This window comes from Chelativorans sp. M5D2P16 (assembly GCF_034427935.1).
Classification (GTDB): domain Bacteria; phylum Pseudomonadota; class Alphaproteobacteria; order Rhizobiales; family Rhizobiaceae; genus Chelativorans.
The window spans coordinates 57,532-75,159 of the sequence record NZ_JAXQNM010000008.1; the positions used below are offsets into that span (position 1 = coordinate 57,532).

The window sequence follows — 17,628 nt, forward strand, 5'->3', positions numbered from 1 at the left end:
GATGCAACCCGTGAACCGGCGTGGCTAAGTGCTACCCGGCACGCTTGACTTCTGGTAGAGAAGGAAGCAGATGGGTTTCCCTTTTCATTCATTTCATAAACCATTGAAAGTAGGGAATAATTATGCGCATTTCGAGATTCTTCGCCTGTTTGGTTGCTATTCTTGCCGCCCTTTGGTCCTTCGCGGCGCCCGCTCAAAGCTTCGATTGCGGCAAGGCCGAAACCAACACCGAGTGGGCCATCTGCAATACGCCCGAACTCGCCAAACTGGATGAGGAACTGGCGAAGACCTATCACCAGCTCCTCGGTTCGGTCGAGGAAGGCTCGGCGCTCGCGAGGAAGTACAAGGAGCTGCAAGTCTCATGGATACACGGCTCCCGCGATCGCTGCGGCGGCAATGTCGACTGTCTGATCCAGGCCTACAACGCCATATCGACGGTCCTGCCGGCGCTGTCGCTCAACAGCCCAGCCAATCCCGCCCAGCAACCCGGTTACCCGTTCGTTCCCGACTGCGGTGCGTCCGCACAAAAGGAAAACGGCGCCGGCGTCACTGACGGTTACAGCAAGGCCGACGATTACAACAAGACGGTCTGCAGCAGCCGCAAGCTGCTGGATGCGGTGCGGCAGATCGACCAGATCGCAGGCGCTTTGAGCCCAAAGCTGCCGGCGCGCTGGAGAGCGGCTTTCGAGGCGCAGCAGTCGGCTTTTCCGAGCACCCCGTACATGTGTCCGCCCGAGACGAAGCTTCAGGAGTGCATTGAGGAAGCTGTCCAGCAGCGTCTGGAGGACGTGAAGAGCCTTGCCGACCTGATGGAAAATCCCGTGGTGAACTGCACGCCTTCCGACATCAGGGTCACGAGCAGCCAGTTCGGTGACGCCGGCATGTCCAAGAGGTTGGACGTGTACTTCTTCACGTATGACGGCGCGGGTGCGTGTGTGCTGCGGGGTTATCCGGCGATCGCAGTCCTCGACGGCGGGGGAGACACACAGCCGGACAATGCCGAATATTCCGGCAGCACCTATTTTTCGAGGGTCCCGGAGCCGCCGTTGCCCGTCGTGCTGTCGCCGAAGAACAGGACGGCCTGGTTCGCACTCAACACGGCCAACGCCTGCGACCCGAGCGCCGGACCCCTCAAGGTGAAAGTCGCGCTGCCGCATTCCCAGAGATGGCTGGAAACACTGGAGTTCCCCTATGCCAACTGTCCCGGCGTCGTGGTCACGCCGATCGCCGCGATATCGACGCTCCTGTCGTCGATCTGAGCGGAACTAGGCCTTCAGCCGGTACCCCGTCTTGAAGATCCACCATACGAGCCCGAGACAGAAGGCGAGGAACAGGGTGATCATGGCGATGCTGATCACCGGGCTCACATCGGCCGTCTCGTAAAAGCTCCAGCGAAAGCCGCTGATGAGGTACAGCACGGGATTGAAATAGGTCACCGTCTGCCAGAATTCGGGCAGCATCTCCACCGAATAGAAGGAGCCGCCGAGAAAGACAAGCGGCGTGACGATGAGCAGCGGGATGAGCTGCAGCTTCTCGAAGTTGTCGGCCCAGATCCCGATGATGAAGCCGAACAGGCTGAAGGTGACGGCGGTCAGCACCAGGAAGAAGAGCATCCAGAAGGGATGCTTGATCTCGATCGGCACGAAGAGATGCGCCGTGGCCAGGATGATGGCGCCGAGGATAATCGACTTCGTCGCCGCCGCACCCACATAGCCGAGCAGGATCTCCACGAAGGAGACGGGGGCGGACAGAACCTCGTAGATGGTGCCGATGAATTTCGGGAAATAGATGCCGAAGGAGGCATTGGAGATCGAGTTCTGCAGGAGCGTGAGCATCATCAGTCCCGGCACGATGAACGAGCCGTACGGGACGCCGTTGACCTCCTCGATGCGCGAGCCGATGGCCGCGCCGAAGACGACGAAATAGAGCGAGGTGGAAAGCACGGGCGAAACCACGCTTTGCAGCATGGTGCGCCGCATACGCGCCATCTCGAATGCGTAAATGGCTTTGACGGCCTCGAAGTTCACCGTGCTTCCTCCACGAGACTGACGAAAATGTCCTCCAGCGAACTTTGCCGGGTGTTGAGATCCTTGACCGTCACGCCGGCCCTGTTGAGGTCGGCGAGCAGGGAGGCGATCCCCGTCCGCTCCGCCTGGGTGTCATAGCGGTAGACGAGCTGCCGGCCGCCGCCGTCGAGTTCGATGTCGTAGCGCCCGAGCGTCTCCGGCAGCGTCGGCATGGCTTCGTTCAGTTCGAGCGTCAGCTGCTTCTTGCCGAGCTTGCGCATCAGTTCGCTCTTCTCGTCGACGACGACGAGCCGGCCCTTGTTGATCACGCCCACGCGGTCGGCGATCTCCTCGGCCTCTTCGATATAGTGGGTGGTCAGGATGATCGTGACGCCGGCTTCCCGCAGCCGGCGCACAAGCTGCCACATGTCCTTGCGCAACTCCACGTCGACACCTGCCGTTGGCTCGTCGAGAAAGAGGATCTGCGGCTCGTGCGCCAGTGCCTTGGCGATCATGACACGCCGCTTCATGCCGCCGGAAAGCTCGAGGATCTTGTTGCCCTTCTTGTCCCAGAGGGAAAGGTCTCTCAGGATCTGCTCCACTAGCTGCGGATCGGGCTTCTTCCCGAACAGGCCGCGGCTGTAGCTCACCGTATCCCAGACCGTCTCGAAGGTCTCCGTATGCAGTTCCTGCGGCACGAGGCCGATCAGTTGCCGCGCCGCGCGGAAATCCTCGATGATGTCGTGGCCGCGCACCGTGACCGTGCCGGTGGTCGGGTTCACGAGGCCGCAGATGATGGAAATGAGCGTCGTCTTGCCGGCGCCGTTCGGGCCGAGAAGCGCCAGGATCTCGCCGTTGTGAATCTCGAGATCGATCCCGTGCAGGGCGGTAAACCCCGAATCATAGACCTTGGAAAGCTCTGAGATGGAAATCGCGTGCTGCATGGAGACCAACAAGAGGCTGAAATGGTGTGCGAAAGGACGCCAGGCAAACCGCCAAGGAAAGCGCCGGATGACGAAGCCGGTTTCATATAGGCGACTTGCCGCCAGGATGCCATACCGGGCACGCAAAGACGCCTGACTTCTCCTGACAGGAGAGGAGAAAATCCCCTTTCAAGTCAAACGATTGCAGGATCCAGCTCGGCTACGGAGGCAAGTTGGAGCGTTCGGCAGCGGCCCCCGCCGGCACCTCCGCGGCGATGAACGGCATGACCAGGCAAAACCGATACGTATCAGGCTCCAAGCGGGCGGCCGCGGCGGTTTCCACCGGGGATGGCGCGCATCGCGCACGAAAACTCAAGAGGCTTGACGGCGGGGGCATGTTGGGCCACCACCTGCGACCCGAATGGATGAGCTTTGGGAGTAGCCTGCGATGGGCATCGCTTTCACTTTTCCCGGCCAGGGCAGCCAGGCCGTCGGCATGGGGCGTGAACTGGCCGAGGCCTTCGGCGAGGCGCGCGATGTCTTCGAGGAGGTGGACGAAGCGCTCAATCAAAGGCTGTCCAGGATCATGTGGGAAGGGCCCGAGGACGAGCTGACGCTGACCGCCAATGCGCAGCCCGCGCTGATGGCCGTTTCCATGGCCGCTCTCGGCGTGATGGCGAAAGGCGGTCTGTCGATTCGCGACAAGGTGGCTTATGTCGCCGGGCATTCTCTGGGCGAATATTCCGCACTGTGCGCCGCCGGCACGTTCAGCCTCACCGACACCGCGCGCCTGCTGCGCATCCGCGGCAACGCCATGCAGGCGGCCGTCCCCGTCGGCGAGGGCGCTATGGCCGCCATCATCGGGCTGGAGCCGTCGGATGTAGAAGCCATCTGCACCAAGGCGGGGCGCGGCTCCGTGTGCCAGGTCGCCAATGACAATGGCGGGGGGCAACTCGTGATCTCCGGTGCCAGGCCCGCGGTGGAGGAAGCGGCCCGGCTGGCCGGTGAGAAGGGCGCCAAACGCGCCATAATGCTGCCGGTCTCCGCCCCCTTCCACTCCGCGCTCATGGCGCCGGCAGCCGAGCGGATGCGCGAGGCGCTGGCCGAGGTGAAGGCGAACCCGCCCGCCGTGCCGGTCGTGGCGAATGTCAGTGCCACGCCGCTGTCAGATCCGGAAGAGATCGCCGCCAGCCTGGTAGAGCAGGTGACGGCGCGGGTGCGCTGGCGCGAAACCGTCGATTGGCTCGGCGAGAACGGTGTCGACACGCTCTTCGAAATCGGTTCAGGCAAGGTGCTGAGCGGTCTTGCCCGCCGGATCAACCGTGAGATAAAGCCCGTCACCGTCAACACGCCCGCCGATGTCGAAGCGGCGATGAAGGTGCTCGGCTGAGGAATATGTTCGAGGAAGGAACAGGCCATGTTTGATCTCACCGGCCGCAAGGCACTGATAACCGGCGCATCCGGCGGCATCGGCGAGGCCATCGCCCGCGCGCTGCACGCCCGGGGCGCCACCGTCGGCCTGCACGGCACGCGCGTGGAGAAGCTGGAGGCGCTGGCCGGAGAACTCGGCGAGCGCACGAGGATCTTTCCCGCAGACCTGTCTGACCGCAGCGAAATCAAGGCGTTGGCCCAGAAGGCCGAATCAGAGCTCGAAGGCGTGGAAATCCTCGTCAACAATGCCGGCATCACGCGAGACGGCCTGTTCGTGCGCATGAGCGACGAGGACTGGGATTCCGTGCTGGATGTCAATCTCGGTTCCGTCTTCCGCCTGACCCGGGAACTCACCCATCCCATGATGCGCCGCCGTTTCGGCCGCATCGTCAACATTTCCTCGGTCGTCGGCGTCACCGGCAATCCCGGCCAGGCCAACTACTGTGCCTCGAAAGCCGGGCTGATCGGCTTTTCCAAGTCGCTCGCCCAGGAGATCGCCACCCGCAACGTCACCGTCAATTGCGTGGCGCCGGGCTTCATCGAAACAGCCATGACCGGAAAGCTGAACGAGAAGCAGCGCGATTCGATCATGGGGGTCATCCCCATGAAGCGCATGGGCACGGGCGACGAGGTCGCCTCGGCCGTTCTCTATCTCGCTTCCGACGAGGCGGCCTATGTGACGGGCCAGACGATCCACGTGAACGGCGGCATGGTAATGATCTGAAGTTCCTGGAGAGCAAGGCGCCCCGCCGGTGTTCCGTGGCACGCCGATCCGTGATATTCGCGCGGGTCGAGATGACAATGCCGTTGATAGAGGCATCTTTTCAGCTTGATTAGCGGCTATCCTGCCGCTAACGAAGACCGCAAATTCATGAAGTCGAGGGTTCCCACATGAGCGATACTGCAGAACGCGTCAAGAAAATCGTCGTCGAGCACCTTGGCGTCGATGCCGACAAGGTTACCGAACAGGCCAGCTTCATCGATGATCTCGGCGCGGACAGCCTCGACACCGTCGAACTGGTGATGGCCTTCGAGGAAGAGTTCGGGGTCGAGATTCCCGACGATGCCGCGGAAACGATCCTTACCGTCGGCGACGCGATCAAGTATATCGAGAAGGCAACGGCCTGAGGCCCGCAAAATGCGGGGTAAAGCAGCGTCAATGGCGAGATAATCCATAAGATGAGACGCGTCGTCGTCACGGGTATGGGACTCCTCTCGCCGTTCGGTGTGGGAGTCGAGCACGGTTGGAAGTGCTTGCTGTCCGGCAGAAGCGCGGCCAGGCGCATCGACCAGTTCGAGGTCGACGACCTGCCGTGCAAGATCGCCAACATCATCCCGCGTGAGGGCGAGGGGGCGTTCGATCCGGACGCCTTCCTCGAGCCGCGCGAGCAGCGCAAGGTCGGTGAGTTCATCACCTACGGCATTGCCGCCGCCGACCAGGCCTTGGCCGATTCGGGGTGGCTGCCGCAGAACGATGACGACCGCAACGCCACCGGCGTGCTGATCGGATCGGGGATCGGCGGCATCGAGGGTATTGCCGAGAACGCGCTGCTTCTGCGCGAACGCGGTCCGCGGCGCATCAGCCCGTTCTTCATCCCCGGCAACATCATCAATCTGGTCTCCGGCCAGGTATCGATCCGCCACGGGCTGAAGGGGCCGAATCACGCCGTGGTCACGGCCTGCTCGACCGGCGCGCACGCCATCGGCGACGCGGCGCGGCTGATCATGCTGGGCGATGCCGACGTCATGCTGGCCGGCGGGACGGAATCGCCGGTTACCCGCCTTTCGATGGCCGGATTCTCCGCCTGCAAGGCGCTGTCAACCAATTATAACGACACGCCCGAGAAGGCGTCCCGTCCCTATGACCGCGACCGCGACGGTTTCGTCATGGGCGAGGGGGCCGGGGTCGTGGTTCTGGAAGAGCTCGAGCACGCCAGGGCGCGTGGCGCGAGGATCTATGCCGAGATCGTCGGCTACGGCCTGTCGGGCGACGCCTATCACATTACCGCGCCGTCCGAGGACGGCGACGGCGCCTATCGCTGCATGAAGGCGGCGATCAAGCGCGCGGGCCTGACGCCGGGCGACATCGACTACATCAACGCCCATGGCACCTCCACCATGGCCGACACGATCGAATTGGGTGCCGTCGAGCGCCTGGTCGGCGATGCGGCCGGGAAGATCTCCATGTCGTCGACCAAGTCCTCGATCGGTCATCTCCTTGGCGCGGCGGGGGCGGCCGAGGCGATCTTCTCGATCCTGGCCATCCGCGACAACATGGTTCCGCCGACGATCAACCTGGACAATCCCGAAGCGGAAACGGCGATCGACCTCGTTCCCAACCAGCCGCGCGAGCGGTCCGTCGACGTCGCCCTGTCGAACTCCTTCGGTTTTGGAGGAACCAACGCCTCGTTGGTCTTCCGGCGTTTCGAGGCTTGACGGCGCGCGTCGCCGGGCCTCGTGGCCAGAAATTTGACGCATTGTGTATCACTCTATTGGTGATTCCGTCTAACGGAAGGGAGCCGTTTGAACGCGATGAGCGGAAATTCGGATAACTTGGGCGAGAGGAACGGCGAAGGCCCGAAACGGCCGATCGCCGCCAGATCATCGCACGAGGTGCTCCGGCCTCAGAAGGGCACGCCCCCGCCGCCCAGGCGCTCCCGTGGCTCGCGCAACCAGTTCGTCGTGTTCATGAACTTCGTCCTGTCCTGCGTCGTTTTCCTGGTGGTCGTCGCCGGTGCGGCATTTTATTTCGGCAAGCGCGAGTTTGATGGCCGGGGGCCGTCGACCACCACCGAGACGGTCATGATTCGCCCCAATACGGGCGTGCGCGAGATCGCCGATATGCTCGAGAGGCGAGGCCTCATCAGCGACGCGCGCATCTTCCTGCTCGGCGTTCGCGCCTACGATGCGGACAGCAACCTCAAAGCGGGTGAGTACGAGATCAAGGCCGGCGCATCCATGCACGAGATAATGAAGCTTCTCGAGAGCGGCAAGTCCGTCCTTTACTCGCTGACGCTCCCCGAAGGGCTTACGGTCGAACAGGTGTTCGAGCGGGTGGCGAATACGGAAGAACTTTCCGGCGAATTGCCCGAGGAGTTGCCGCCGGAAGGGAGCCTCGCCGCCGATACGCTTCGCTTTACGCGTGGCCTCTCGCGCAAGGAAGTGATCGAAAAGCTTCACGCCCATCAGGAAGAACTGGTGGAGAGCATCTGGGAGCGCCGCGCGGAAGGCCTTCCAATTGACGATATCCAGGAATTCGTGACGCTTGCCTCGATTGTCGAGAAAGAGACCGGCATTGCGGACGAGCGTCCGCGCGTGGCTGCCGTCTTTCTCAACCGGCTAGAGCGCGGCATGCGGCTCCAGTCAGACCCGACGATCGTCTACGGTCTTTTCGGCGGCAAGGGAAAACCGGCCGAGCGACCCATCTACCGCTCCGACCTGGAGAAGGAAACGCCCTACAACACCTATCTGATCGACGGGTTGCCGCCCACGCCGATTGCCAATCCCGGGCGCGCGGCACTGGAAGCGGTCGCCAATCCGTCGGTTACCGATGAGCTATATTTCGTTGCCGATGGCACGGGCGGGCATGTCTTCGCCGAGACGCTTGAGGAGCATAACGAGAACGTTGCCCGCTGGCGCGACATCGAACGACAGAGAACTGCAGAGGCCGAAGAGAAGGAGCCGGCCGGAAACGCGGGCGACGGGCAGAACGCCTCTGACTAGAGAGCAATTCCAGGAAAAAGTGGAAGCCGGTCTTCCGTCCGGAGTTGTGTGGATCATATGGTTGGATCAGTTCACCGTTTCCGTGAAACGGTGAACTTGTTCTAGAGCATTTTGCAGCCAAGTGGAATCACTTGGCGTGGCACATATGCGGCGAAAACAAACAGATAGAGCAGCCAAGCGAACGAATGTGAGCGCTCTCTGCTCTAGGTGCGGGGTACCGCTGGAAAGGCGGCAGGAAAAGCATGAAGCGACAAAGCATGACGGGGTTCGCCCGAGCCGTGCTCGAAAACGAAATCGCGGCGGTCACCTGGGAGCTGAAATCCGTCAATGGCCGCGGCCTCGAAGCGCGCCTGCGCCTTCCCCATGGCCTCGAACGGCTGGAACAGCCGGCGCGGACGTGCATCGCGAAGTGCTTTTCCCGCGGCAGCATTCACGCCAATCTTTCGCTCAGCCGCGGTGAGGCGTTGTGCCGGCCGGTTGTCGACGAGGCCTTTCTGGCCGAGGTCGCGGCCCTGGCCGACCGCCTGTGCAGGGACTACGGCACAGCACCCGCCACCGCCGACGGGCTGCTCGCCTTGCGCGGGGTCATGGAATTGCCTGACGCGAGCGCCGACGAGACGGTGACCGCCCGGCTCGACGCCCTGGCGCTCAAGGCACTGGATGCGGCGCTGGAGGACCTTGCCATGGCCCGTGCCGAGGAGGGTGCGTCCTTGGCGGCCGTTCTGGAAGGCCACCTGAGCGCGATCGAGGACCTCGTCCGGAAAGCCGAAGACGATTCCGCGCGCGAGCCGGCCGCCATTCGCGCCCGCCTCGAGGGACAGGTACGGTTGTTGATGGACGCCGCCCCGACGCTCGACGAGCACCGGCTTCATCAGGAGGCTGCCTTTCTCGCCACCAAGGCGGATATCCGTGAGGAGCTCGACCGGTTGAAGACCCATATCGCATCCACCCGTGCGCTGCTTGCCGCAGACGGCCCGGTGGGGCGCAAGCTCGATTTCATTGCGCAGGAATTTAACCGCGAATCGAATACGCTGTGCTCCAAGTCGAATGCCGCTTCGGTGACGGCGATCGGCCTCGAACTGAAGGTGGTCGTCGATCAGTTCCGGGAGCAGGTGCAGAATTTGGAGTAGCGACCGTGGAACCGGATCTTCCCTCCGCCGGCATTCGCCGCAGGGGCATCATGCTCGTCCTGTCCTCGCCTTCCGGCGCCGGCAAGTCGACGATCGCGCGCAATCTTCTCGAGAAGGACAAGGAGTTTGCCCTGTCGGTCAGCGTGACCACGCGGCCGCGCAGGGCTAGCGAGATCGAAGGCGTGCACTACCACTTCAAGACCCAGCGCGAATTCGAGATGCTGCGCGACAGCGATGAACTCCTCGAATGGGCCGAAGTGCACGGCAACCTCTACGGCACGCCGCGCAAGCCGGTGGAGGAGGCGATCGCTGCCGGCCGCGACATGCTGTTCGATATCGACTGGCAGGGCGCCGCACAGCTGCGCGAGAAGATGCGCGGCGACATCGTGTCCGTTTTCGTCCTGCCCCCGACGATCCGCGAGCTTCTGGCGCGGCTGAAACGGCGCGCCGAGGATCCCGACAACGTCATTGAAACGCGCCTCAAGAACGCCCGCCAAGAAATCGAGCAATGGCGCGACTACGACTACGTCATCGTCAACGACGACCTGACGCGCGCTTTCAAGGCTGTTCAGGCAATCGTCACCGCGGAGCGCCTGCGCCGCGACCGGCGGCCGGGGCTGTTCGATTTCGTCGCCGGCCTGCTGGAGGAAAAGCCGGAGTGAGAAACGGCCCGTGCGGGGCCGGATAGCCGGTTCAACCGTGTCGAGGCGCGGCTACTCGGCAAAGCGAATAGGGCGCTGACCAGCCCAGACCTTCACCTGCCCTTAAAGCGCATTCGCCAGCATCACGAATTCTCCGACGCTCAGTGTTTCCGCCCGCCGTGTCCCGTCGATCCCGGTCGCGGCCAGGAGCGCCTCGCCGCCGAGGCGTTTCAGGCTCTGGCGCAGCATCTTGCGCCGCTGGCCAAAGGCGGCTTCCGTCACCCGTGCCAGCTTCCCCGCCTCGACCGGCAGGGGTGTCTTTTTCGGCACGATCTCGACGACGGAGGAGGTGACCTTCGGCGGGGGCGTGAAAGCCTCCGGTGAGACGTCGAAGGCGATACGCGCATCCGTTCGCCAGCCGGCAAGCACGCCGAGCCGGCCATAATGTCGGCTGCCGGGCGGGGCGACGATGCGCTCGGCGACCTCGCGCTGGAACATCAAAGACATCGATTGGTAGAAGGGCGGCCAGCGTTCCGGCGTCAGCCAGCGGATAAGCAGCTCCGTGCCGATATTGTAAGGCAGGTTGGCAACCAGCTTCACCGGCCCGGCTCCCACAGCCAGGCGGGCGAAATCCACCGCCAGCGCGTCGTCGGCCACGATCTCCAGCCGCCCCGGGTAGTGCGCCGCGATTTCCTCGAGAGCCGCGATGCAGCGCTCATCTCGCTCGACAGCCACCACCCTTGCCGCGCCCTCGCTCAGCAGCGCGCGCGTCAGCCCGCCCGGACCCGGCCCCACCTCGATGACGGTTGCGTGCTCGAGAGGTGCGGCGACGCGCGCGATCCTGCGGGTCAGATTGAGGTCGAGGAGAAAATTCTGGCCCAGCGCCTTTTTGGCGAAGAGACCATGCCGCTGGATTACCTCGCGCAGCGGCGGCAGGCCGTCCATGCTCATCGGCTGTTTCGCGCGGCATTGTCCGCCAGCTGCCGCGCAAGCCTGATGGCGGCCACCAGGCTGTCGGGGCGGGCGCGACCCTTGCCCGCGATGTCAAAGGCGGTGCCGTGGTCGGGGGAGGTGCGGATGAAGGGCAGGCCGAGCGTGACGTTCACCGTTTCGTCGAAGGCCAGCGTCTTGACCGGGATGAGCGCCTGGTCGTGATACATGCACAGGGCAACGTCGTATTTTCTTCGCGCGGCCGCATGGAACATCGTGTCGGCTGGGAGGGGCCCGAAGGCGTCGAAGCCCTTTTCGCGCAGTGCGGCGATGGCCGGGGCAATGATGTCGGCGTCCTCGCTGCCCATCGCGCCGCCCTCGCCGGCATGCGGGTTGAGACCGGCGACCGCGAGCCGGGGAGAGGGGATGGCAAAGCGCTCCGCCAGATCCCGCCCGACGATTTCGCCAGCCCTTTCCACCATCTCCCGGGTCAGGCTTGCCGCCACCTCCTTCAATGGCTGGTGCACCGTGACGGGAACGGTCCGCAATTCGGGTCCGGCCAGCATCATGATGGGCGTCGCCGGCACGCCGGCCGCCTTCTCCGCGAGATGCCCGAGGAACTCCGTGTGCCCGGGGAAGCGGAAGCCGGCGTCGTAAAGCGGCTTCTTGGCGATGGGGCAGGTGACGAGACCCGCCGCGCGCCCGCCGAGCACGTCCTCCACGCCGCGCGTGATCGCCTCGATCACACCGGCTGCATTGGCGCCGGAGGGATTTCCCGGCGCATCCTCCAGCCGGTTTTCCAACGCCACCACCGGCAGGGCCGACCCGAAATGCGCGGTGGCTTCTTCGGGCGTCGTTTCGGCGATTGGAACGTCGATCTTCAACCGCCGCGCGCGCGCGGCAATGAGTGCGGCGTCGCCCAGCACGTAAAAGGCCGGCAGTGTCTCGGAACGGCTTTGCCACGCGGCAATCAGAATCTCCGGACCGATCCCGGCGGGCTCGCCGATGGTGACTGCCAGTGGATGGGGGGGCGGTCCGCTCACCAGGGCTTTACCGGCGCGCTCAGCGCTTGATGATGCGCGAGCGCTCCCGCAGCTCGGTCATGATCTGCTCCGAGAGCTGCTCCATCGTCTCGTCGCCCGTTTCCTGATCCTCGAAAACGAGCTTGGCGACATGGTCGTCGGAGACCTGACGGGCACTGCACACGCCGATGAACTCCACGCCGTGTTCCGTCTCGCGCACCGGCGTGGCGTTGCCAGGACTGGTGTTGGCGACCTGTTCCTTCCACTCCGCCGGCAGTTCCGGCCCGAGCACTCGGCCCATGTCCCGCACCGTTACGTCGACCAGACCCTTGGCGAACTCCACCGTGTTCTCGCACCCCTGAAAGCGGTCGCGCATGGACTGCGCTTCGCGTTTGCGTTTGGCAAGAAGGGCCGACCGCTGGCCGGAAGGAATGACGAAGATCACCCGCTGCAGCGTATATTCCATGGCGGTCGGTTTTTGGCCGCCCTGCTGCAGCATGCGCTGCACGACATCCTGCTCCGTCAGGGAATCCGAGGAGCGCTGCCGAGCCCGCACCACCTGGCCCCAGCCGATCTGGGTACGGATAAAATCCTTGAAGTGCTGCTTGGTAACCCCTGATTCGGCGAGGATCTGGTCGAGTTGCGCCACCGTCATGTTGTTCGACGAGGCAAAGTTGTTGTAGGCGTTGTCGACCATTTCGTCGGTCACGGGAACGTTGAGCCGCGCCATCTCTTGCTGCCGCAGGGTCTGCTCGACCATCTCCTCGGCTGCAAGCTCATTGACGTTGCCGCCGCGTCGCATCAGCCGCAAAAGCGCGGCCCGGCGCTCGATGTCGTAGCTCGTCACTGCCTGGTTGTTGACCACCCAGCGGACTTCCGTCGCCGCGGCGGGCGTGGTCGGCACTGCTGTAGCGCTGAAGAGAGCGGCTGCCCCGCAGATGAAGGCGGCAGACAGGCGGATCCTTGTCCGTCGCATTGTTCTGACCTGGTTGTTCATATCTAACCGACTACAAGCTCCGATTTTCTTCTCCCTTAGCCGCAATGCTGGGCAGAACCATGACGTTATCGGCTAGTTGGTTCGCCCGAAGGCGCCGGGCGCCGTGCCGAACTCGCCCAGAGTGCGCAGGGAGATGTTAAAGCCGAAGCTGAATTCCTGTTCCCCGTTGTTACGGTCGCGTTCCTGGCTGAAACGCATTGTATAGATAAAGCACTCGTCGTCATAGGCAAAGCCGAAGGAGTTTTTCACCATGATCTGTTTTTCCAGGTCATAGGTTCCCGAGGCGAATGCGCGCCAGTTCTCGTGTAGACGCACGGACGTTCCCCCGCTCACCTCGCGGCGGTCTTCATCGAAACCGTAAAGCGGCTGCGCCTCGATAAAGGCGTACTGCACATTGGCGGTGACCGGTCCGACGGTCGCTCCGGCGCGCAGGTCGGTGCGGCGCAACGCGAAGGTTTCCTCGTCGAAGCGCCCGCCTGCCGAGAGCGAGAGGCCGCTTGGCGTCGTGATCCCGACGAGGCCGACGAAATCCGAAATGTCGGTCTCGAGTCCGGAGTAGGCGCCCGCGTTCACCAGGTCCGCAGAGGCATAGGAGTTCACGCCGCCCAGATGATAGGACTGGCCGAACAGGCCGTGCGCCGTCCAGCCGTCGCCGAAGCGGCCTGAATAACGGATGCCGAGATTGGCGCGCGTCCCACCTTCGATGCGGTCGTAGCCGGAAAACTTGTCGCGCTCGAACAGCGTGGTCGCGTCGAACACCATCGACTGGGCGTCTTCGTTCGGAATGCCCAGTTTGTCATGATAGGGCTCGTCCGGACGTACGAATATCTGCCCGGTCGGCTCCAGCACATGGGTCGAACTGGCCGTGGAGAACAGGACCGGCCACCGCGCCTCGAGCCCGGCCGTGGCCATGGCGCGGTAATAGGAGGTGCGGATGTCGCTTCGCGTCTGCGCGCCGTCGATGGTGAAATTCTCGATACGCCCCACCGCCTCGGGAGAGAGGTTCGCGTGGATGGTATCGCCGCGCGCGTGCAGGATCGGTGTGAGCACCAGCCCGTTGTCCGTCACGAAGGAACGCTTCCATTCGGCCTGCGCGGTGAGGCGCGCCGAGTCGCCTTTGAGCCCCTGGAGCTTGGTGGGGTTGTACATGCCTTCGTCGCGGTAGAGCCCTTGGGCGTTCACGTCCAGGTTCAGTTCGCCGCCCGCCAGCGGCTCGTCGGGGGTGTAGGAATAGTCGAAGCTCGGCAAAACCCAGGGCTGGCTCGCATGCCGGCCGCCGATCGAGTCTTCCTGGACGTGGAAGTGGTAGGCGTGCAGATCGAAATAGTTTCGGTCGTCGAGGCCGATCAGGTAGAGCTCGGAGCGGTGCACCGCCTGGTCAAACCCCTCGATCTCGTAGGTCCGGGAAAAGTTCTTGTCCGACTGCACCAGGACGTCCCAGCCGAACGACCAGCGCGGATTGATGTCGAAATGGCCTTGTGAGCCGATCATCCCGCGCTCTTCCTGGAGCCGGTCGACTTCCCAGTTTTCCCAGGCCTCCGGCTCCTGCTGCGAGATGCCGGCGATCTTGAGATTGTACCGACCGTTGTTGAACTGTTGGCGCCATTCCGCTTCGCCCAGGAAGCCCTGCTTGGAATAAGGGGTCACCGCGACCGTCAGGTCATAGGTCGGCGAAAGCGCCAGATAATAGGGCACCTTTACGCCGTATCCGCGCTCGCTGCCGCCCAAAATGCTCGGCATGAGAAAGCCGGACTTGCGTTCCACCGTTGGGTCGGCGATTTCGAAAGCGGGCAGGAATGCGAGCGGCACGCCGAAGAACTCGAAACGGGCGCGTTCGAACCGGATGGTCTTCGCTTCGCCGTCCCAGATGATCTTCCGCGCCTTGACCTGCCACAGCGGTGGCCGATCGGGGCGCTCCTCACAGGGTTCGCAGGCGGTGTAGACGCCCCGGTTGAAGGTGGTGACCCTGCCGCCGGCGCGCTCGGCGGATTCGGCCGCGAAATAGGTCTCGTCGATCGTCTCCACCCTGAGCGCCTCGACGAAGCCATCGCTGAAATCGTCGGTGACGTCGATCTGGTCGGCATAGATGCGGTTGCCGTCGCTCTCGATGATCTCGACATTGCCGCTGGCGATCACCCGCGAGGTGGAGCGGTCGTAGGTGACGCGCTGAGCGACCAGACGGTTGCCGGCATACTCGATCTGCACCCCGCCCACGGCGGTGATCGTATTGCGGTCGTTGTCATAGACGAGGGTATCGGCGCTGAGCAGCATCTGCGCGTCCTCGGGCAGGTCGCGCTCGCCGAAGCCGTCCACCTGAGCGGCGGCGACCGAAGCGGCCGCAACCAGGGCAATGATCGCCACGCCCGCTCTTGCGCGCAAACGGCGCGTCAAGCGGTTGGTTCCGCGGCCCCTGTCTACCGCTCCCCCCAACTATCCGTCCTCCTTGAACAACAGGAAAGTGACCCCGAAAAACATTGCAACCAAAACAGGTGTCCATGCAGCGATGAAAGGTGGGACGAAGCCGGCGCTGCCGAACGCCTTCACGAGAACCGAAACCACATAAAGCAGAAAGCCGGCGACGATTCCACCCAGAATCACCGCCGCCGATTGCCCCATCCTGGTGAACCGCATGGAGACTGTTGCGGCAATCAGCGTCATGGCCACGAGCAGGGCGGGTAGCGTCACCAGTGAGTGAAAGTGCGTGGCGAAGGCGTTGGCGCGCAAACCGAAAGAACGGGCCACCTCGATGCGGCTCGGCAATTCGAAGATCGACACCGCCTCCGGCTGCGTGAGCTGCTGGCCGACCAGCTCGGGCCGTAAATTCGTGGCGACACTCACCGTCTCGACCTGCTCCGGCGCACTGGTTCCTTCTCGCCGCGTCACGTCCCGCAGCTCCCAATAGCCGTCACGAAGCCACGCGCGGCGCGCGTCGAGCCTTTGAGCGATTCGTCCCTCCTCGTCCATGATCAGAAAGGTCGGACGTACCAGCTCGGTCCCTCCATCGAGGGCGCTCTCTGCACCGATCACCGTTTCGCCTGCGTCGGTGCGCTGCTTGATCCAGCGTTCGTTCTGCGTGTTGGCCGGCGTGTCGGCGCCGCGCACCTCCGCCTCGACGGCCTGCGCCTTGGAGAAGCCGGCGGCGGCGATGGGGTTGAGAGCCAGGGCCGAAAGCAGTCCGAAGAGGAAAGCCCCGAGCGCGATGGGTGCCAGGAACTGCCAGGCTGAGATGCCGGCCGCCCGGGCGATCACCAGCTCATATTTGCGGTTGAGGCTGATGAGGGTGGCCATCGCCGCGATCAGACCGATGAAGGGAACGGCCTGCTGCATGATGATCGGCAGTTGCAGCGCCGCAAGGCCCAAGGCCCATTGCGCGGAGTAGCCTTCGAGGCCGGCGGCGCGGCCGGCGATCTCGGTGAAGCTGACGATGAAAACCAGCGCCGCCACGCCGATGAAATTCCACGCAGTGATGACGGCATAGCGCCGCAGGAAGTATCTGCCGAGGGTCAGTCCGATCATGCGCGTCCCCTCGGGCCGAAGCGGCGTGCGGTGCGCGCGCCGAATCCGGCAAGTGCTTCGCGGTCGCGCTGGAAGCGCGCGCTCAGCCGCTCCACCCAGTGCGTCGGCAATTCCATCACGCGGTTGCTGGCGATGAAGCCGATGCAAATGATGATCGTGCCGATCGGCACGGCATAGAGCATGAAGGAGAAGAACGGCACCGATTCCGCCTCGTTGCCGGCGTAAAAGCCCGCCCAGCGCACGGCGAGCCCGATGGCGAGCGTCGTCACCAAAGGGTGCAGCCGCGCCTCGCGGAAGGATCGCGCGTCGCCGGCGACGGCGATGCCGATCAGGGCGAAGACGATGGGATAAAGCCACTCCGACAGCCGCATGTGCAGTTCCGCCCGGAAGGCCTGGGGATATTCGGCGAAGAACTTGTCCTCCGGGTCCGGGTTGAGGAGATAAGGCAGGTATTGGTCCTTCGGGTAGAGCGTCGGCCGGTCGGAGCCGTTGGTGAATTGCGACAGGTCCATCGGCAGCGACTCGAAGCGGATGATCGACACGTCGCCGCTACCCGACTGGCGCTGGATCTCCCCGTCCTGGAGCACGAGAACGCTGCCCGTCTCCCGCTCGACCGTGGCGCCGCGGCGGGCGTGGTAGACAAGCTTCATGTCCGGCGCGCGCGTGTCCACGACGAAAATGCCGCCGAGCTGTCCGTCGGCCCGCCGTTCCGAAATCTGCACGAAGATCCCGTCATCCACCTTCTGGAAGGTTCCCTCCTGCACCAGGGTGGCGATCAGGTCCGCATTGGCGCTGGCCAGCGTCTGGCGCAGCGCCTGGCGCGCGAAGGGCTCCAGCGTGTTGTTGATGGCGAAGGCGGCGATGCTCGAGATGATGGCGATCGTGAGGATCGGGCGGATGATGGTGCTGCGTGGACTTCCCGCGGCGTTGATGACGACCAGCTCGGAGTCCGCATTCATGGTCGCCAGGGTATGGGCGACGGCAATGCCGATGGCGAACGGCATGATGATCGGAATCACCGCCGGCAGCGCCAGCGCCGCCACGGCGAAGAAGGTGGCCGCGGATTGCCCGTTGCTCGTCACGATATCCAGCCGGTTGAGCACCTGCGTGGTCCACACGATGACGAGCACCCATGCGAGCGCCGCGGCGAAAATCGCCAGGGTGCGCCGCAGGATATAGTACTCCATCACTCTCATGGGCGGAAACCGTCCTTCCCGTTGATCGCCACAGGCCCTTGGGGCACCCGCGTGCCACGCTGTACAACACTGTCTCTCCGCTTTGGAAGGACCGGCGGAAAATGTCCCCGTGC

Annotated in this window: 16 protein-coding genes; 8 read left to right on the plus strand and 8 right to left on the minus strand. The window is 63.8% G+C overall.

Annotated features, from left to right (window positions below):
- Positions 1-122: 122 nt before the first annotated feature.
- Positions 123-1,259: a DUF4232 domain-containing protein gene (locus SIN08_RS03240; RefSeq protein ID WP_322450079.1), complete on the plus strand. Its 1,137-nt coding sequence runs from the start codon at positions 123-125 to the stop codon at positions 1,257-1,259.
- A 6-nt stretch (positions 1,260-1,265) separates the two neighbouring features.
- Here the strand turns inward: SIN08_RS03240 and SIN08_RS03245 are convergent, their stop codons facing one another.
- A complete protein-coding gene (locus tag SIN08_RS03245) occupies positions 1,266-2,027 on the minus strand; it encodes an ABC transporter permease (protein WP_322450080.1) in 762 nt (253 codons plus the stop codon).
- On the minus strand, positions 2,024-2,950 hold the full coding sequence (locus tag SIN08_RS03250; RefSeq protein WP_322450081.1) for an ABC transporter ATP-binding protein: 927 nt from the start codon (positions 2,948-2,950) through the stop codon (positions 2,024-2,026). Before SIN08_RS03250 ends, SIN08_RS03245 begins: the two co-directional genes overlap by 4 nt.
- Before the next feature lie 427 nt (positions 2,951-3,377).
- Here SIN08_RS03250 and fabD point away from each other — a divergent pair, with 427 nt between their 5' ends.
- The 7 genes from fabD (at position 3,378) to gmk (ending at position 9,875) form a co-directional block, all read left to right on the plus strand.
- Positions 3,378-4,319, plus strand: a complete 942-nt coding sequence (gene fabD / locus SIN08_RS03255) for an ACP S-malonyltransferase (protein ID WP_322450082.1) — start codon at positions 3,378-3,380, stop codon at positions 4,317-4,319.
- Positions 4,320-4,346: 27 nt separating this feature from the next.
- Positions 4,347-5,084 (plus strand): 3-oxoacyl-[acyl-carrier-protein] reductase, encoded by a 738-nt coding sequence (gene fabG / locus SIN08_RS03260; protein WP_322450083.1) that lies wholly within the window; start codon positions 4,347-4,349, stop codon positions 5,082-5,084.
- A gap of 167 nt (positions 5,085-5,251) precedes the next feature.
- Positions 5,252-5,488, plus strand: coding sequence for an acyl carrier protein (locus SIN08_RS03265; RefSeq protein ID WP_261520798.1), 237 nt, complete (start codon positions 5,252-5,254; stop codon positions 5,486-5,488).
- A gap of 51 nt (positions 5,489-5,539) precedes the next feature.
- Positions 5,540-6,796, plus strand: a complete 1,257-nt coding sequence (fabF, locus tag SIN08_RS03270) for a beta-ketoacyl-ACP synthase II (protein ID WP_322450084.1) — start codon at positions 5,540-5,542, stop codon at positions 6,794-6,796.
- A gap of 96 nt (positions 6,797-6,892) precedes the next feature.
- Positions 6,893-8,083, plus strand: a complete 1,191-nt coding sequence (gene mltG / locus SIN08_RS03275; protein WP_322450085.1) for an endolytic transglycosylase MltG — start codon at positions 6,893-6,895, stop codon at positions 8,081-8,083.
- A 242-nt stretch (positions 8,084-8,325) separates the two neighbouring features.
- Positions 8,326-9,213 (plus strand): YicC/YloC family endoribonuclease, encoded by an 888-nt coding sequence (locus SIN08_RS03280; RefSeq protein WP_322450086.1) that lies wholly within the window; start codon positions 8,326-8,328, stop codon positions 9,211-9,213.
- Between the two features lie 50 nt (positions 9,214-9,263).
- Positions 9,264-9,875: a guanylate kinase gene (gmk, locus tag SIN08_RS03285; protein WP_322450516.1), complete on the plus strand. Its 612-nt coding sequence runs from the start codon at positions 9,264-9,266 to the stop codon at positions 9,873-9,875.
- Between the two features lie 102 nt (positions 9,876-9,977).
- Here the strand turns inward: gmk and rsmA are convergent, their stop codons facing one another.
- From rsmA to lptF, 6 genes are all read right to left on the minus strand, one after another.
- Positions 9,978-10,805 (minus strand): 16S rRNA (adenine(1518)-N(6)/adenine(1519)-N(6))-dimethyltransferase RsmA, encoded by an 828-nt coding sequence (rsmA, locus tag SIN08_RS03290; protein WP_322450088.1) that lies wholly within the window; start codon positions 10,803-10,805, stop codon positions 9,978-9,980.
- The gene (gene pdxA / locus SIN08_RS03295) at positions 10,802-11,827 is read right to left on the minus strand and encodes a 4-hydroxythreonine-4-phosphate dehydrogenase PdxA (protein ID WP_322450090.1); all 1,026 of its coding nucleotides are present in this window, start codon (positions 11,825-11,827) and stop codon (positions 10,802-10,804) included. The genes rsmA and pdxA overlap by 4 nt, the downstream gene beginning before the upstream one ends.
- Before the next feature lie 19 nt (positions 11,828-11,846).
- A complete protein-coding gene (locus SIN08_RS03300) occupies positions 11,847-12,782 on the minus strand; it encodes a peptidylprolyl isomerase (RefSeq protein ID WP_322450091.1) in 936 nt (311 codons plus the stop codon).
- Positions 12,783-12,875: 93 nt separating this feature from the next.
- On the minus strand, positions 12,876-15,233 hold the full coding sequence (locus tag SIN08_RS03305; protein ID WP_416208008.1) for an LPS-assembly protein LptD: 2,358 nt from the start codon (positions 15,231-15,233) through the stop codon (positions 12,876-12,878).
- On the minus strand, positions 15,234-16,319 hold the full coding sequence (gene lptG / locus SIN08_RS03310) for an LPS export ABC transporter permease LptG (protein WP_322450092.1): 1,086 nt from the start codon (positions 16,317-16,319) through the stop codon (positions 15,234-15,236).
- Positions 16,316-17,515 (minus strand): LPS export ABC transporter permease LptF, encoded by a 1,200-nt coding sequence (gene lptF / locus SIN08_RS03315; RefSeq protein WP_322450093.1) that lies wholly within the window; start codon positions 17,513-17,515, stop codon positions 16,316-16,318. Before lptF ends, lptG begins: the two co-directional genes overlap by 4 nt.
- Positions 17,516-17,628: the final 113 nt, after the last annotated feature.

Bases quoted from the DNA above. Each gene is read 5' to 3' on its own strand.
- SIN08_RS03240 (WP_322450079.1), top strand. From the start codon at position 123: ATGCGCATTTCGAGATTCTTCGCCTGTTTGGTTGCTATTCTTGCCGCC.
- SIN08_RS03250 (WP_322450081.1), bottom strand. From the start codon at position 2,950: ATGCAGCACGCGATTTCCATCTCAGAGCTTTCCAAGGTCTATGATTCG.
- fabD (WP_322450082.1), top strand. From the start codon at position 3,378: ATGGGCATCGCTTTCACTTTTCCCGGCCAGGGCAGCCAGGCCGTCGGC.
- fabG (WP_322450083.1), top strand. From the start codon at position 4,347: ATGTTTGATCTCACCGGCCGCAAGGCACTGATAACCGGCGCATCCGGC.
- SIN08_RS03265 (WP_261520798.1), top strand. From the start codon at position 5,252: ATGAGCGATACTGCAGAACGCGTCAAGAAAATCGTCGTCGAGCACCTT.
- fabF (WP_322450084.1), top strand. From the start codon at position 5,540: ATGAGACGCGTCGTCGTCACGGGTATGGGACTCCTCTCGCCGTTCGGT.
- mltG (WP_322450085.1), top strand. From the start codon at position 6,893: ATGAGCGGAAATTCGGATAACTTGGGCGAGAGGAACGGCGAAGGCCCG.
- SIN08_RS03280 (WP_322450086.1), top strand. From the start codon at position 8,326: ATGAAGCGACAAAGCATGACGGGGTTCGCCCGAGCCGTGCTCGAAAAC.
- gmk (WP_322450516.1), top strand. From the start codon at position 9,264: ATGCTCGTCCTGTCCTCGCCTTCCGGCGCCGGCAAGTCGACGATCGCG.
- rsmA (WP_322450088.1), bottom strand. From the start codon at position 10,805: ATGAGCATGGACGGCCTGCCGCCGCTGCGCGAGGTAATCCAGCGGCAT.
- SIN08_RS03300 (WP_322450091.1), bottom strand. From the start codon at position 12,782: ATGCGACGGACAAGGATCCGCCTGTCTGCCGCCTTCATCTGCGGGGCA.
- lptG (WP_322450092.1), bottom strand. From the start codon at position 16,319: ATGATCGGACTGACCCTCGGCAGATACTTCCTGCGGCGCTATGCCGTC.
- lptF (WP_322450093.1), bottom strand. From the start codon at position 17,515: ATGAGAGTGATGGAGTACTATATCCTGCGGCGCACCCTGGCGATTTTC.